The 15,218-nt window shown below is 39.1% G+C and carries 12 protein-coding genes; 7 read left to right on the top strand and 5 right to left on the bottom strand.

What is annotated here, in order from left to right:
* The first annotated feature begins 2 nt into the window (after positions 1–2).
* The 3 genes from recO to acpS all read left to right on the top strand — a co-directional run bounded on the left by recO (position 3) and on the right by acpS (position 2,136).
* Positions 3–731 carry a DNA repair protein RecO gene (gene recO, locus PR800_RS09450; RefSeq protein ID WP_102137510.1) on the top strand — a complete coding sequence of 243 codons (729 nt, stop codon included), beginning with the start codon at positions 3–5 and terminating at the stop codon, positions 729–731.
* Positions 732–1,018: 287 nt separating this feature from the next.
* A complete protein-coding gene (gene pdxJ / locus PR800_RS09445) occupies positions 1,019–1,750 on the top strand; it encodes a pyridoxine 5'-phosphate synthase (RefSeq protein WP_102137511.1) in 732 nt (243 codons plus the stop codon).
* Entirely contained in the window at positions 1,750–2,136 is a 387-nt protein-coding gene (acpS, locus tag PR800_RS09440) for a holo-ACP synthase (protein WP_102137512.1), read from the top strand. The genes pdxJ and acpS overlap by 1 nt, the downstream gene beginning before the upstream one ends.
* An 88-nt stretch (positions 2,137–2,224) precedes the next feature.
* Here the strand turns inward: acpS and PR800_RS09435 are convergent, their stop codons facing one another.
* Together PR800_RS09435 and PR800_RS09430 are read right to left on the bottom strand one after the other, a co-directional pair.
* Positions 2,225–2,485 (bottom strand): YfhL family 4Fe-4S dicluster ferredoxin, encoded by a 261-nt coding sequence (locus PR800_RS09435; RefSeq protein ID WP_036959019.1) that lies wholly within the window; start codon positions 2,483–2,485, stop codon positions 2,225–2,227.
* Positions 2,486–3,024: 539 nt separating this feature from the next.
* A complete protein-coding gene (locus tag PR800_RS09430; protein ID WP_102137513.1) occupies positions 3,025–3,474 on the bottom strand; it encodes an XRE family transcriptional regulator in 450 nt (149 codons plus the stop codon).
* A 184-nt stretch (positions 3,475–3,658) separates the two neighbouring features.
* Between PR800_RS09430 and leuE the strand changes: the two genes are divergently transcribed.
* Together leuE and tadA are read left to right on the top strand one after the other, a co-directional pair.
* Complete coding sequence (gene leuE, locus PR800_RS09425; protein ID WP_166267570.1) at positions 3,659–4,306, top strand: leucine efflux protein LeuE; 648 nt, start codon at positions 3,659–3,661, stop codon at positions 4,304–4,306.
* A gap of 95 nt (positions 4,307–4,401) precedes the next feature.
* Positions 4,402–4,884, top strand: coding sequence for a tRNA adenosine(34) deaminase TadA (gene tadA, locus PR800_RS09420; protein ID WP_102137515.1), 483 nt, complete (start codon positions 4,402–4,404; stop codon positions 4,882–4,884).
* A 42-nt stretch (positions 4,885–4,926) separates the two neighbouring features.
* On the opposite strand, the gene mltF is transcribed toward tadA, so the two are convergent.
* Positions 4,927–6,591: a membrane-bound lytic murein transglycosylase MltF gene (gene mltF / locus PR800_RS09415; RefSeq protein ID WP_206276242.1), complete on the bottom strand. Its 1,665-nt coding sequence runs from the start codon at positions 6,589–6,591 to the stop codon at positions 4,927–4,929.
* A gap of 270 nt (positions 6,592–6,861) precedes the next feature.
* Here mltF and purL point away from each other — a divergent pair, with 270 nt between their 5' ends.
* Together purL and PR800_RS09405 are read left to right on the top strand one after the other, a co-directional pair.
* Entirely contained in the window at positions 6,862–10,749 is a 3,888-nt protein-coding gene (purL, locus tag PR800_RS09410) for a phosphoribosylformylglycinamidine synthase (RefSeq protein ID WP_272530637.1), read from the top strand.
* 264 nt (positions 10,750–11,013) lie between these two features.
* The gene (locus tag PR800_RS09405) at positions 11,014–13,590 is read left to right on the top strand and encodes a calcium-binding protein (protein ID WP_272530635.1); all 2,577 of its coding nucleotides are present in this window, start codon (positions 11,014–11,016) and stop codon (positions 13,588–13,590) included.
* A gap of 148 nt (positions 13,591–13,738) precedes the next feature.
* Here PR800_RS09405 and PR800_RS09400 read toward each other — a convergent pair whose 3' ends face one another.
* Together PR800_RS09400 and PR800_RS09395 are read right to left on the bottom strand one after the other, a co-directional pair.
* Complete coding sequence (locus PR800_RS09400) at positions 13,739–14,386, bottom strand: 3-keto-L-gulonate-6-phosphate decarboxylase UlaD (RefSeq protein WP_102137519.1); 648 nt, start codon at positions 14,384–14,386, stop codon at positions 13,739–13,741.
* Positions 14,383–15,213 (bottom strand): Cof-type HAD-IIB family hydrolase, encoded by an 831-nt coding sequence (locus tag PR800_RS09395; protein WP_102137520.1) that lies wholly within the window; start codon positions 15,211–15,213, stop codon positions 14,383–14,385. Before PR800_RS09395 ends, PR800_RS09400 begins: the two co-directional genes overlap by 4 nt.
* Positions 15,214–15,218 lie beyond the last annotated feature (5 nt).

Below are 15,218 nucleotides of genomic sequence, written 5' to 3'. Positions count from 1 at the left end.
AAGTGAGTGGTTGGCAGCGTGCGTTTGTACTCCATTCAAGGCCTTACAGTGAGACGAGTTTACTGCTCGATTTTTTTACTGAAGGTGAAGGAAAAATACGTTTACTTGCAAAAGGCGCTCGCCGTAATCGCTCACCATTGAGGGGCTGTTTACAGCCCTTTACACCTTTGCTTATCCGTTGGGGTGGCAAAGGTGAAATCAAAACCTTAATTAATGCTGATCCCGTATCTTTAGCCCTCCCTTTAACAGGTACCGTTCTATATAGCGGTTTATACCTTAATGAATTAACCGCGCGTGTATTAGAGTTTGGTACACCATATTCCGCACTATTTTTTGATTACCTCTCCTGCTTACAAATTCTGGCTGCAAGTGAGCACACTCCCGAGTTTGCATTGCGTCGATTTGAACTAGCTTTGCTTTCTTACCTTGGTTATGGTGTTGATTTTTTACATTGTGCTGGTAGCGGGGAACCTGTTTCTGACACAATGACTTACCGGTATAGAGAAGAAAAGGGGTTTATTGGCAGTCTAGTTGTTGACCAACTTAGTTTTACGGGGAAACAACTGAAAGCATTGGCGAGTCGAGAATTCCCTGACACAGATACGCTTAAAGCAGCAAAACGTTTTACCCGGCTGGCATTAAAACCCTATTTAGGTGGTAAGCCATTAAAAAGTCGAGAATTATTTCGTCAGTTTACTTATTCACCCGTTGAACATAACAAACAGAGTTAAAACTGTTTTTAATTTTATTTTTATCTAATTTGTCACGCCGTTATTACTAGCATATATCCTTTTCTCATGTGTCTTTTTAGCTGAATTAGCGTAATCAGACAACGCAAGTTTTTTGCCGATATAAAATCTTACGAAGCGCTTCGCAAAAATAAAGTTCAAATACTGAAACAGAGCGTGCGGATTGGAATTTGCTTCGAATGGTGAGAGATTTATTCCCTCAACAGAGAAAATTACAGTAGGATAGTGGGTAGATAAGTTTATTAGCGTTTATTAATGGGGAATAAAAAATGGCAGAGCTTTTGTTAGGCGTAAATATCGACCATATTGCAACGGTTAGAAATGCAAGAGGAACTCAATATCCAGACCCTGTACAAGCTGCATTTGTTGCGGAGCAAGCCGGAGCTGACGGTATTACAGTGCACTTACGCGAGGACCGTCGCCATATTACAGATAGAGACATCGCTTTGTTGAATGAAACTATTCAAACGCGTATGAATCTTGAAATGGCAGTAACTGAGGAAATGGTTGAAATTGCATGCCGTATCAAACCAACTTTTTGCTGTTTAGTGCCAGAAAAGCGTGAAGAAGTCACTACTGAAGGTGGTTTAGATGTTGCGGGCCAAAAGCAAAAAGTGGCTGATGCTGTAAAACGTCTAACTGATGCGGGTATTCTTGTTTCATTATTTATTGATGCGGATCATCAACAAATTGATGCTGCTCAAGCGTGTGGCGCACCATTTATTGAAATTCACACTGGAGCTTATGCTGATGCGAAGTCAGAACAAGAGCAAGAGTTAGAATTTCGTCGTATTCGTGATGGCGTCGTGTACGCAGCAAGTAAAGGCATTAAAGTCAATGCAGGTCACGGCTTGACATACCATAACGTTCAACGCATTGCGCAGTTGCCTGAAATTTATGAGCTTAATATTGGCCATGCAATTATTGGTCGAGCTTTATTTAGTGGGTTGGCTCAAGCCGTTGCTGACATGAAAAAAATCTTATTAGAAGCACGCAAATAATGGCAATTGTTGGATTGGGAACGGATATTGTTGAAATTGCACGTATTGAGTCTGTTCTTGAACGAACGGGTGATAGCTTAGCAAAAAGGATCTTAACGGAGACTGAGTTAGTTCAATATCAACAACAGTCAAAGCCAGCTCGCTTTTTAGCTAAACGGTTTGCAGTGAAAGAAGCAGCAGCTAAAGCATTAGGCACTGGGATCCGTAATGGCTTAGCATTTAACCAATTTGAAGTCAGCAATGATAAATTGGGGAAACCATTACTAAGCCTAACAGGAGAAGCATTGGCACTAGCAAATCGGTTAAGAGTCACGCATTGCCATGTTTCTATTACCGATGAGCGGCACTATGCATCTGCGACAGTTATCATAGAAAGTAATTCTTAAACCGATGTCATATTGAGCTGCCAGTAAGAGTTACTGGCAGCATTTAGGGGTAACTAGGCGAATAATTGAAAACAAAGTGAAGTTAAGCCTAAATTTTATCCGCATGGTGAATGGCGACAAACTTATCCCAAAGCTGTTCTTCAGTTTCGATATGTTGCGGATCAGTGATGATCGTATTAGTAATTGGGCATACGGACTGGCAAGTAGGTTTGTCGTAATGGCCTACACATTCAGTACATAGAGTTGAGTCAATTTCATAAATTTCATCACCCATAAAAATTGCATCATTTGGGCACTCAGGTTCGCACATATCGCAATTGATACAGCGTTTTGTAATTAATAAAGACATATCAGTGATTTACATTGTATTAAGTTAAAAACTAGTAACTTATACCTTGCACCTATTCGTTACTTTCGTTTGGTTTTTATATTTTTATGTCGTGTATTTTACCTTTAAAGTTCGAAAAAAGTAACAACAAATCATAATGTAGATGCTTTATATCATTTAAACGATAAATTTATGTTTTTTGCGTTCAATTTTTGTTACATCAAGATGTTGGCAGTCTTTTCTGTTATTTGAGTGATACCTGGATAGTTACCTTCTGATTTTACAATAATCAGTAAATTAGAATATAATAATAATGTAAGCTTAGATGAGGATATAACTAGACTTGTACTAAAAAATTGAATTTAGATGTGTGAAATAAAATTTATTATTTTAAATTAATTACTCATGATAGAGTTTTTTACGCTGATAAATTTATATTTTTATGATTAATATTTTTATTTATTTTTTATAAAAACATAATTTAAAATTAGTTATTTTAAATAAGGGGCATGGTACCCCTTGGAAACTAATTTAAATTTTCATAAAATATAAGGCTGATATTATATGATACTATAGCTATGAGTTCTCCAGCTTTTATCTTTTTCAGCTTGACTAAATATATGAATAAGCCCATTAGCGATAAACAGAGTTGCTGATTGAATCGTACTTCCAACAGTAAATTCATCAACATAGAGTAGTTTTATACCTGCTTTATCGTCGATTTCATATAACTCGACAATTTTTTCGCTTAAATTATATCCATATAAATATTGTTTATTCTCTACCGTATCATAAAATGCTTGAATGTTACCAAGGTAGGATCTTAATTTTCCTTTTTGTGCTGGAGCATTTGGGTCAATTTTACCATTTTCAGCCATAGAATATACAACGTAAGTTTTATCTTTTGAGTGACCTAAAAAATAATTACGCTTTGCAGCACTGAACGTCATTGTTGTTGGGTAAAACTCTTCAAATGAACCATCTTGTACTAATCGTCTAATGATAGCCATATATTTATTCCTTCTAATGTTAATAATGAATAATAATGTGATTGCCTAGTTATCATAAATAAATAAGTTAGATTTAAAATAATCTTTATTATTAGTTCATTTCATATATCTAATTAATAGAATAAACATTCACAAAGATTGAAAGTTATGATAGAAATAATAAAAAAGATAAAGGGTTAAAAATATGTTCGAAAATCTTGGCGTTCTTAACTTCTGGACTTATTTGGCAGGGCTTGTACTAATCATTATCGTACCAGGGCCTAATTCATTATATGTATTAAAAACAAGTACATCGAGCGGCACACGGTTTGGTTATCGGGCTGCGCTAGGGGTATTTACTGGGGATGCGATATTAATTTTCCTATCATTTATCGGTGTCGCGTCAGTGATAAAAGCATCTCCAACGCTATTTATGATAGTGCGCTATTTAGGTGCGGCTTATCTGCTATATTTAGGCGGTAAGATTTTATATAGCACCTTTATGCGTAAAAAATCGAGTCAAGACGGCATTGACGTTATCTCAATTAAAACAGAAAAACATTTTACTCGTGCCCTTGTACTTAGCTTAACAAACCCGAAAGCTATTTTATTTTATATCTCTTTCTTCATTCAATTTGTTGATTTTAATTACTCTCATGCATGGGTGCCCTATCTTGTACTCGCGACGATCTTAGAATTAGTTAGTTTTTTATACTTAAGCTTATTGATTTTTAGTGGTTACTTGATAGCGCGTTTTTTACGTGAAAAACAACTCCTTGCAAAGCTTGGAAATTGTACGGTAGGTGCTTTCTTTATGGGTTTTGCCGCTAAATTAGCGATTTTTAGTAATTAAAATTAGGCTGTTATTATAGAGGCAAAAGCATTTTAATTGCGGTCACTCTAACATTTAAGGATAATTACGTGTAAACGCATTGGCCAGAGGTAAGAGTGACGCAAATAGAAATTGATGAATATTGGATGCAACAAGCCATTGAACTTGCGCTAAAAGCACAAGATCTCGGAGAAATTCCTGTTGGTGCGGTTTTAGTTAAAGATAACCGCTTAATTGCTTCGGGTTGGAACCGCTCTATTATTGATCACAATCCGACAGCACATGCTGAGATCATAGCTTTGCAACATGCAGGGCAAGCGCTATCAAATTATCGGCTATTAGATACCACGCTATATGTCACGTTAGAGCCTTGTATTATGTGTGCAGGTGCAATGATCCACAGCCGCATTAGCCGTGTAGTTTATGGCGCGAAGGACTTTAAAACAGGAGCTTGTGGTTCTTACCTAAATATCATGGGGCAAGCTGGGCTAAATCATTATGTTGATGTTACTGGTGGTGTTCTAGAAAAAGAGTGTTCTTCAATGCTGAGTGCTTTTTTTAAACTGCGTAGAGCCCAAAAAAAAGAACAAAAGCGCTAACACAATAAAATTTAGCGCTTTTATTTTTTATTTCTGCACAACTTATAGCGGGTTTTCAGGTGCTTTTGGTGGAGAGACAGCGGCATCACCATCGGCCTCATCGGTATTTTGCGATGGGTGCAGTGAAAGCAAATATTTTCCTAATGGTAGTCTTTTTTCTTCAAGAGTTTTAGGGGGTTGCGTCGTAGAGCGCATTTTCTCTAAGTGCGAAATACTCACTTTTTCAGGAACAGGGGACTGGTTTTGAATCGTTTGAGCCCCTGCTGGGGTAAGATCTTCTGGAGAAATTAAATAAATAAGTGATTTTTGCGCAATATCAAGCGCATGTTGCTTTCTTTCTTGGCTTTGTAGGTAACCAACTAGGCTTTGATGATAACGACGAATGTTTTCAACGTAACGATAAGCTTCATGGCCACGAGCATAGCCATAAGTGAGTTGTGAGTAATATTTTTTCTGCGTTAATAAGGGTAAACGGGCTTTTACGTCTAACCACCTGTTAGGGTCTCCACCTAACATTTCAGTTAATTTACGCACATCCTGCATATGCCCATATCCCATATTATAGGCAGAGAGGGCGAACCAGATACGGTCATCCTCTTCGATGGTTTCAGGTAAACGTTCCATAATATAAGCAATATACGCGGCCCCACCCTTGATACTTTCTTCAGGGTCTAACCTGTCCACAATACCCATTGTTGTTGCTGTTGGCTTGGTTAGCATCATCAAACCGCGTACCCCTGTAGGCGAAGTTGCTAAAGGATCCCAATGGGACTCTTGCCATGCGATAGCCGCTAACAGTTTCCAGTCAATGACTTGAGCGTATTTTTCAAAAAGTGGTTGATATTCAGGGAGTTTGCTATCAATTGCTTTTATAAATGCCATTGTGTCGAAATAATCGAAAGACTCTACATGGCTAAAATATTTTTCATTAAGACGTGCGAGTAATTCGGTTTCATGGCTGAGATTGAAGAAATCAAGCAATGCAGCGTCTAAACTGTTTTCTTTGCTACGACGCATGTACCAAGTGACAGCATGTTCATCCAAGAGATCAAAAGCAACGGCAATTTGAGGGTGAATGCGTTGCTGTAGCGCAACAGCGATAGAGTCTTCTAATGTGTAGTCAACCTCACCATCGGCAACCATTTCAAGGATTTGATTGGTATTGTATTTTGAGGTTTCTTCCCATTTTAGGTTTGGGTATTCTTTGGCCAGTTCTTTCAGTGTACTTGCATGAGCCGTACCTGCTGTAACTAACAATTTACCATTAATTTCATTGAAATTTTTAGGTCGATTGGTCCCTTTGCGATAGACAAGCTGTTGAGTGACATTAAGATAACTTGGACCTGTTTTCGTTTTGGCTAAACGATCTTTGTTATACAGCAAGCCCGCGACTGCGATATCAGCATCACCATTTTCAAGGTCATCGAATATTTGCTCGAATGTTGGGCGGATGGTTATTTTAAGCTTAACTCCTAGGTATGAAGCAAAGCCTTGAGCCAGCTCGTAGTCAAACCCACGCAGCTGTTTTTGCTCATCAATATAGATAAGTGGTGAGCTAACGGCACTAATACGTAATTCACCTTGAGAAATAATTTTATTAATTTGTGAATCTTGCGTATTGGGCCAACGGACGTTAAAACCGATGACCATAGTAGCCAGTAGCGCGATGACCACGACAATTAAATAGTTAACTTTTAAGTTATTCAAATAATAGTTTCTCGTGCATTGACTGGTGTTGCATGTCCATAAAAGAGTATGGCTAAGTAATGGTTATAATTCCAGTGGTCGGCTATTTTGCTCAACATTTAGGAACGGTGCAACCTATATTATCGTATTTAGCACAGAATAATATTTAACTAATCGCTTTATTTTTAATCACGCAAACGGTTTCGTATTGATGAACATTGCTCTATAATGTGTTCCGGTTTCCCTGCTTTCATGTTCAGGGCTGGCGTTTAAAAGAGAGAAATTAAGACGATGGAAATTTTGCGTGGTTCACCTGCTCTATCAGCATTTCGTATTACCCGCCTTTTGGCGCTGTTTGCAGAAAAACAGCTTCCTGTCACGGATATCTATGCTGAATATATGCACTTTGCTGAATTATCAGCGCCGTTGAGTGATAGCGAGCAAGGCAAACTAAGCAGTTTGTTAAAGTATGGTCCTTCTCTGGCAGAGCACGACCCATTCGGTAAGCTTATTTTAGTCACCCCTCGTCCGGGTACTATCTCTCCATGGTCTTCAAAAGCAACGGATATTGCCCATAACTGTGGCCTTAGCCAAGTAAAGCGTATTGAGCGTGGGATTGCTTATTATATTCAAGGTGATGAACTGACCCAAGAACAGTGGCATGAAGTGATCGCGGCTTTACACGATCGCATGATGGAAAGCATTTTCTCTTCTTTTGAACAAGCGAGCGCATTATTTGTGCAGCAGCAGCCGGCACCAATGAAATCCATAGATGTGATTACGGGCGGCCGCCTTGCATTGGAAACAGCAAATAGGGAAATGGGTCTAGCGTTAGCTGATGACGAAATTGATTACTTGCTAGATGCATTTATTGGGTTAGAACGTAACCCAACGGATGTTGAGCTTTACATGTTTGCTCAAGCAAACTCAGAACATTGCCGCCACAAAATCTTTAATGCAGATTGGGTTATTGATGGTGAAGAACAGCCTAAGTCGCTGTTTAAAATGATTAAAAACACCTTTGAAAAAACACCTGACCATGTTTTATCTGCTTATAAAGATAATGCTGCGGTGATGGAAGGTTCATCTGTTGGGCGTTTCTTCCCTGAGCCTGAAGGGCGTACATACCGTTATCATCAAGAAGATGCTCATATCTTAATGAAGGTCGAAACTCATAACCACCCAACAGCGATTTCCCCTTGGCCAGGCGCAGCAACGGGCTCTGGCGGTGAAATTCGTGATGAAGGCGCAACGGGCCGTGGTGCTAAGCCAAAAGCCGGTTTAGTGGGTTTTTCTGTTTCTAACTTACGCATTCCCGGCTTTGAACAGCCTTGGGAAGAGGATTTCGGTAAGCCAGAGCGCATTGTGACCGCTTTAGATATTATGATGGAAGGGCCATTAGGCGGCGCGGCATTTAATAATGAATTTGGCCGTCCTGCGTTATTAGGTTATTTCCGTACTTATGAAGAAAAGGTCAATAGCCACAATGGTGAAGAGTTACGTGGTTATCATAAACCTATCATGTTAGCGGGTGGCATCGGCAATATCCGTGCTGATCACGTACAAAAAGGTGAAATTACGGTTGGTGCCAAACTCATTGTACTGGGTGGCCCTTCGATGAATATTGGGTTAGGTGGTGGAGCTGCTTCATCCATGGCATCCGGCCAATCAGATGCAGACCTCGATTTTGCTTCGGTACAGCGTGATAACGCAGAGATGGAACGCCGTTGCCAAGAAGTCATCGATAGCTGCTGGCAACTGGGTGATGATAACCCAATTTTATTTATCCATGACGTAGGCGCAGGTGGTTTGTCGAACGCAATGCCTGAACTGGTCAGTGATGGTGGCCGTGGTGGGCGCTTTGAGCTACGTAAAATTCTCAATGATGAACCAGGAATGAGCCCGCTAGAGGTTTGGTGTAATGAATCTCAAGAACGTTATGTAATGGCAGTTTCACCTGAGCAACTCCCTGTGTTCACCGCGATTTGTGAACGTGAACGTGCTCCGTTCGCAGTGATTGGGGAAGCCACTGAAGAGCGTCATTTAACGCTTAATGATGAACACTTTGCTAACCAACCAATAGACATGCCACTGGATGTTTTATTAGGCAAAACGCCAAAAATGTTGCGTGACGTGAAAACATTAAAGGCAGAGCCGGATTCATTAGATAGAACGGCGATTAATTTAAATGAAGCGGTAAAACGTGTTCTGCATTTACCCGCTGTAGCTGAAAAAACATTCTTAATTACCATTGGCGACCGCACAGTTACAGGTATGGTTGCTCGTGACCAGATGGTTGGCCCATGGCAAATTCCTGTCGCTGACTGCGCGGTAACCACTGCTAGCTTAGATAGCTACTATGGGGAATCCATGTCAATTGGCGAAAGAACGCCAGTGGCTTTAGTGGATTTCGCTGCGTCAGCGCGTATGGCGGTAGGTGAAGCATTAACTAACTTAGCGTGTTCTTATGTGCAAGATCTTAAACGTGTAAAACTTTCTGCAAACTGGATGGCAGCAGCTGGGCACCCGGGGGAAGACGCAGGTTTATATGAAGCGGTTAAAGCGGTTGGGGAAGAACTTTGCCCTGCGTTAGGGTTAACGATCCCAGTTGGTAAAGACTCCATGTCAATGAAAACCCGTTGGCAGCAAGATGGCGAAGAGCGTGAAATGACATCGCCACTGTCCTTGGTGATCAGCGCATTTGGCCGTGTTGAAGATGTCCGCTTAACAGTGACACCTGAGCTAAAAACAGGCCATAATAACGCCTTGTTATTGATTGACCTTGGACAAGGCAATAACGCACTGGGCGGTTCTGCACTTGCACAGGTATATCGTCAATTAGGTAATAAAGCCCCTGATGTACGCAGCCCGGAAGTCTTGCTCGGCTTCTTTAATACCATTCAGAAGTTATTATCAGAGCAAAAACTATTAGCCTACCATGACCGCTCAGATGGTGGTTTATTCGTCACGTTAGTGGAAATGGCCTTTGCGGGTCATTGCGGCATTAATGTTGATATCAGCTCTTTTGATGAAGACACGCTGGCAGCGTTATTTAACGAAGAGTTAGGTGCGGTCATTCAAATTCATGAAGCTGATAGAGCGTATGTGGCAGAATGCTTTGAGCAAGCAGGGCTTGCAGGCTGTGTTCATCATCTAGGTTCTGCAATAAAGGATGATGCCGTGATCATCAATAGCCGAGATACCGTTGTTTATCGTGAGTCTCGCAGCTTACTGCGTCAATGGTGGGCTGAAACGACTTGGCAAATGCAGCGTTTGCGCGATAACGAAGTGTGCGCAGATGAAGAACACGCATTAAAACAGGATAACCAAGACCCTGGTTTGAATGTGAAACTGACTTATGACATTGAAGAAGACATTGCAGCACCGTTTATTTTGTCTGGTGTGCGTCCTAAAGTGGCCGTTTTACGTGAACAAGGCGTGAACTCCCATGTGGAAATGGCTGCCGCTTTCGACCGTGCTGGTTTCGACGCAGTTGATGTGCATATGAGTGATTTACTTGCAGGTAACTTGTCTTTGGAACAGTTCCAAACATTAGTGGCTTGCGGCGGTTTCTCTTATGGGGACGTATTAGGTGCAGGCGAGGGTTGGGCAAAATCTATTCTGTTCAACAATAAAGTCCGCGATGAATTTGCTGCGTTCTTTAACCGTGCAGACACCTTATCACTGGGGGTATGTAATGGCTGCCAGATGATGTCGAATTTACATACGCTTATTCCAGGTGCAGAGTTCTGGCCGCGTTTTGTGCGTAACCGTTCTGAACGCTTTGAAGCGCGTTTTAGCTTAGTTGAAATAGCAAAAAGCCCATCGCTGTTGCTGCAAGACATGGCGGGCTCTCGTATGCCAATAGCGATTTCTCATGGGGAAGGGCAAGTGGAAACCCGTGCGGCTGCACATTTACAGCAGTTAGAAGATAATGGGCTGGTGGCAATGCGCTTCGTAAATAACTACGGCCAAGTGACAGAACAATATCCAGCTAATCCGAATGGGTCAGTTAATGGTATTACTTCGGTGACCTCGAAAGATGGCCGAGCAACGATCATGATGCCGCACCCAGAGCGTGTTTTCCGTACCGTGAGCAATTCATGGCACCCTGAAAATTGGGGAGAAGATAGCCCATGGATGCGTATTTTCCGTAACGCACGTAAGCAATTAGGTTAATTAGCATTTAAGCAAATTAGTCTCTAAGCAAATTTTGAATACAAGCACTCTATCACTAGGTATAAAGCCAACGTGATAGAGTGCTTTTTTATTATTTAAATATTAATTAATTTCTAATTTATTTCATGAATAAATTTATTGATATATCAGATTAACTTTTTAATTAAAAAATAAATTAAGTGCTAAATTGTTGAATGTTAAATAGTGCTAAGGCAGTGAATGACTTAGTTATTTATATTCACAGTAAAATTCTAGAGAGTTAATATGGATGCTATAAATAAATTAAAAATGATGATGTCTTATGATAAGGAAATTGAAGGTTTGGATTATATTGATAAGAAATCAATATACATTAATTTAATGAGAGATGGCCTTAATTTAAATGAGGAGGAAGGGCATGAAGTTAAACTGAAAAATACTAGAAATGTTGTTTTTTCAGGGGAGGTAAAATCAAATTTATTTATAAAAGGGAATAAAGAAAACAATGTATTAGATGCAGGTAAAATGAAAGCTTCGATTAATGGGTATGATGGAAACGATCATCTTATTTTTCGGTCGGGTGTTGCACGAGGTGGAGATGGCGATGATAATTATTATTTACGCCGTTATCAATGGGAGAATGTTAAGAATAAAAAAACAATTAAATTAAATGCGAGAATTGTTGAAAAAACTGAAAGCCAGAGTGAAGTTAACTTAGGTTACACGCTAAATGAGATAACTAATGTAAAACTCATTGATAATGACCTGATGTTAACAATTAAGACAAAGTCGCCTTATAAAACGACGGATACTTTAGAGTTGAACTTAACATTAAAAAATGCGTATCAAAATTCAGCAGATGGAAAAGTATTAAAACATCATTATCAACTTTATACCCATGATGGTTTCTGTTTAACACCTATTCTAAAAAATTATAGAAATAAGGAAAGTTTTGATAAGATTTATGAGATTAGCTATTTTCAAGATAAAGATTATCTTAAGAGGCGTGCCGAGAATGACAAAGTTATCATCAATCAAGAAAAGAAAAATATTATTATCAATAATCAGGGGTATTCATCTCCGTCATGGGGGGATTTTAATCCTAATGGGAATGTTAAAAATCTAACGTACACAGGTAGTCATAATGATGATAACTTAACTATGGTAAATAGAGGTAGCTATATTATAGCAACAAAAGGGAATGATATTTATCAATTGAAAATAGGTGGTCTTGCACAGTCAGAATTGACCGTTGATCTTAGTAATATGAAAGGAAGGGATGGTCGCGATAATAGCATTATTATAAAGCTGTTTGATGAATATGGAAAGCAGTTACGTGCAGAGGGTCAGTCAATATATTTTTCCAATATGTTTAATGATAAAAAACTGAATATCAAATTCGTAGGTTATGAAAATAAAGAATTCCAACATATATATATAAAGGATGCGAATGATAATCTATTTAAGATTAACCTAAAGGTAGATGGACATGAAATAGTTACTGAAAAAAGACCCGATTTATTTACTCAGCAATCTGATGAACTTTACCATAGAAGAGGAGAGATTTATCAAAATGCGATTATTGATGCATTAGATGGAGATGATAAAATTTATAATTATAGTTATTTTGGCATGGTTGTTAATGGTGGAAAGGGTAACGACAGAATCGCTGCACATGAAGGAATGAATGTTTTATATGGTGGTGCTGGGAATGATTTTTTAGAGGGCAGTGTGCAAGGGGACTTATTATTATCAGATTTAGGTAATGATACCTTAAATGGCAATGATGGTAATGATCACTATATTGTTGATGGTTCTATAGGCCGCGGAATAACAGTTATCAATGATAATAATGGAATTAACAACATCCATTTAATGCATTTTAATGATAAATATAAAGATATAGAAGAAAATGGGGTGACGTATCAAGTTTTTACGTCAAATTCAAAGTTACGCGAGGTGAAAATAAAAAGAATATCCTCTGATGAAATAAATAAAAATCATATTCACCATTATGATAGGCTTCCTGATAATATCTCAAATGATGTAAAGGAAAGTATGAGTCATATGGTAAGGTACTTGGCAGAACATAAACAATATTGGAAAAGAGAATCTCCATTATTACCATGGCAGCCGATGTTTGCTTTTAAAGGTTTTTTCGAAAACTCGGATCACGCAATAATCGATTTATCTTTACCAGAGATCCATATTACAAAGGATTCCAAACCTTCTCAGTTAGTTATGCAATTTACTGGTAATCAACATAAAGTAATAGATGAAAGTAAACACGGACGAGTATTTAAAGCCAATATGGGTACTGGAAGTATATCTATGGCACACAATAATACTGGCCATAATGTCTTGTATGCAGAAGAAGGAAATATTGATTTATACGGTGGTGCAGGAAATGACGTACTAATTGCTAATGGCCATAGTGGGTTGTTAAGTGACCAAGAAGGGGAAAATATATTTATTGTTAATGGTGAGTTCAGAGGGGAGAGTATTATTCACCACTATAATGATAAAGACAAAATACACCTAATTAGCTTTAATCGAATACCTGAACTAATAGAGCCTGATAACCAAAATGAAATAGTTCACTATATTTATAGCTCTGAGTCTGGTTATAAAGTCACGATTATCCAACAAAAAAATAGTCAAGAGCCAATCGTTATTCATCATAATTCATTATCAGGGGCCCGAAAGTATACAACAGCCCAAAAACTTGAGTATTTAGTGAATACTTTAGCAGAAATGCGGTTACAGGATGAATATAATAGCGGTGGAATTAATGATTTTGAAAGAATAAATAACCATTGGCAACCAGCTCAACTTGTCAATAATTTTTTGTCAAAAAGGTAAGTACAAAAAAATATTAAGTACATGAGCGACTTATTTTTAACGTTATAGAGCAAATAAAATATGAAGCCCTAACCTATTGATAGTATTAGGGCTAGCTGTATTATAACTGACCGTATTCGAGCGAATATAGCAGTTTAATTAAAGCTCATTATTTCCAAAAACGGTCAATTTGTTCCCTTAATGCTTCCGCCGTTTTTTTGCCTTTTTCGCCAACTAATGCACGGCCAGCAATAAAGGCTTTCGCTTTGATACCGTTAAATAGATGAAGGTCTTCAGGGACTATTCCGCCTGTAATCGAGAGTTCTAACCCTAAATCAGACAGTTTACGCATTTTTTCGATATCTTCATTTGTCCAGCCAATACCAGCAAGTTCGGCATCGCGGGAACGATGGTAAATTGCTTGCGTAATACCAAGTTCGACCCAATTTTTGGCATCTTCAAATGTCCAATTACCATAGATTTCAATTTGGATCTCACGATTAAACTCATCGGCAACTTTTTTACAGGCAGCAATAGTGGCAATATGCGCTGCGGCTGAAACCGTGATCCAGTCTGCTCCCGCTTCAAATGCCATTCTCGATAAAATGGCTCCTCCGTCGGTGGTTTTCATATCGCAAACCAGAATGTGGTTGGGGTACTTTTGACGTAAAGTCGAGACCGCATTCATGCCATCAGCGAAAGCCAAAATGGTACCCACTTCAATAATATCAACAAAAGTGTGTACATTTTCAGCCACTTCGAGAGCAGCGGGTAAGTTGGTTTGGTCTAAAGCAATTTGGATCAAAGGCTTTGTCATTGTGATTGTCCTAAAATATTTTCATGTATTAGACGCGCAAGGCCATCACCATTGTTATCTGTCGCACAAACAAAATCCGCGTGGGACTTCACGGTGTCATCGGCATTTTTCATTGCAACTCCTAAGCCTGCTAGCTCAATCATGGAGATATCGTTGTGATTATCACCAACAGCAATAACTTGGTTTGAGTCATAACCCAGAGAGTTAAGATACTCAGCTAAACGCGTTCCTTTGTTATTGCCTTTAGCAGCAAAATCGAAACGGTTTGACCATGATTTTTCTGCATTAAAAGTTTGTTTTATCCAAGGCAAGTTTAAGAAACGCGCTAACGTAGCGGGTTCACCTTCGACGACAAATTTCCAAATATAGTCAGCGTGCTGGACTTGTTCTTCAAATGAATCAATGCGATAAATTTTTGGCGGATGTGCCATGGTTGGGTTGTTAGCCCATTGCTCCATCGCGCTCATGTAATCGATAGGGTCGATTTTTGAATACACCATGGCGTCGGTGATATACATCACCATTTTTAGTTTGTCCTGTTGCGCTAATTCAATAAAAGTAAGCGCATTCTCTTTGGTGAGAGCATTGTGTGTGAGAACTTTTTCATTTTGGTAATCATAGATATAAGTACCATTGCAACAAATAATTGGCGTGGTTAAACCAAGCTCATCATAATAGGGACGGGCTGCGGTGTGGTGGCGCCCTGTGACTATCATGACATGGCATTGCTTTGCTGCGTTGTTAATAGCTTGTTTGACAGCGGGATGGATAGTGTGTTCTTGGGTTAAAACTGTGCCATCTAAGTCAAGCGCTAATACGTTATACATAGTTG

The sequence above is a fragment of the Providencia sp. PROV205 genome (genome assembly GCF_028479505.1).
Classification (GTDB): Bacteria; Pseudomonadota; Gammaproteobacteria; order Enterobacterales; family Enterobacteriaceae; genus Providencia; species Providencia huaxiensis.
Note: the sequence above shows the minus strand (reverse complement) of the source record. Positions and strands in the feature narration are given on the sequence as shown.

Bases quoted from the DNA above. Each gene is read 5' to 3' on its own strand.
- pdxJ (WP_102137511.1), top strand. From the start codon at position 1,019: ATGGCAGAGCTTTTGTTAGGCGTAAATATCGACCATATTGCAACGGTT.
- acpS (WP_102137512.1), top strand. From the start codon at position 1,750: ATGGCAATTGTTGGATTGGGAACGGATATTGTTGAAATTGCACGTATT.
- PR800_RS09435 (WP_036959019.1), bottom strand. From the start codon at position 2,485: ATGTCTTTATTAATTACAAAACGCTGTATCAATTGCGATATGTGCGAA.
- PR800_RS09430 (WP_102137513.1), bottom strand. From the start codon at position 3,474: ATGGCTATCATTAGACGATTAGTACAAGATGGTTCATTTGAAGAGTTT.
- leuE (WP_166267570.1), top strand. From the start codon at position 3,659: ATGTTCGAAAATCTTGGCGTTCTTAACTTCTGGACTTATTTGGCAGGG.
- purL (WP_272530637.1), top strand. From the start codon at position 6,862: ATGGAAATTTTGCGTGGTTCACCTGCTCTATCAGCATTTCGTATTACC.
- PR800_RS09405 (WP_272530635.1), top strand. From the start codon at position 11,014: ATGGATGCTATAAATAAATTAAAAATGATGATGTCTTATGATAAGGAA.
- PR800_RS09400 (WP_102137519.1), bottom strand. From the start codon at position 14,386: ATGACAAAGCCTTTGATCCAAATTGCTTTAGACCAAACCAACTTACCC.
- PR800_RS09395 (WP_102137520.1), bottom strand. From the start codon at position 15,213: ATGTATAACGTATTAGCGCTTGACTTAGATGGCACAGTTTTAACCCAA.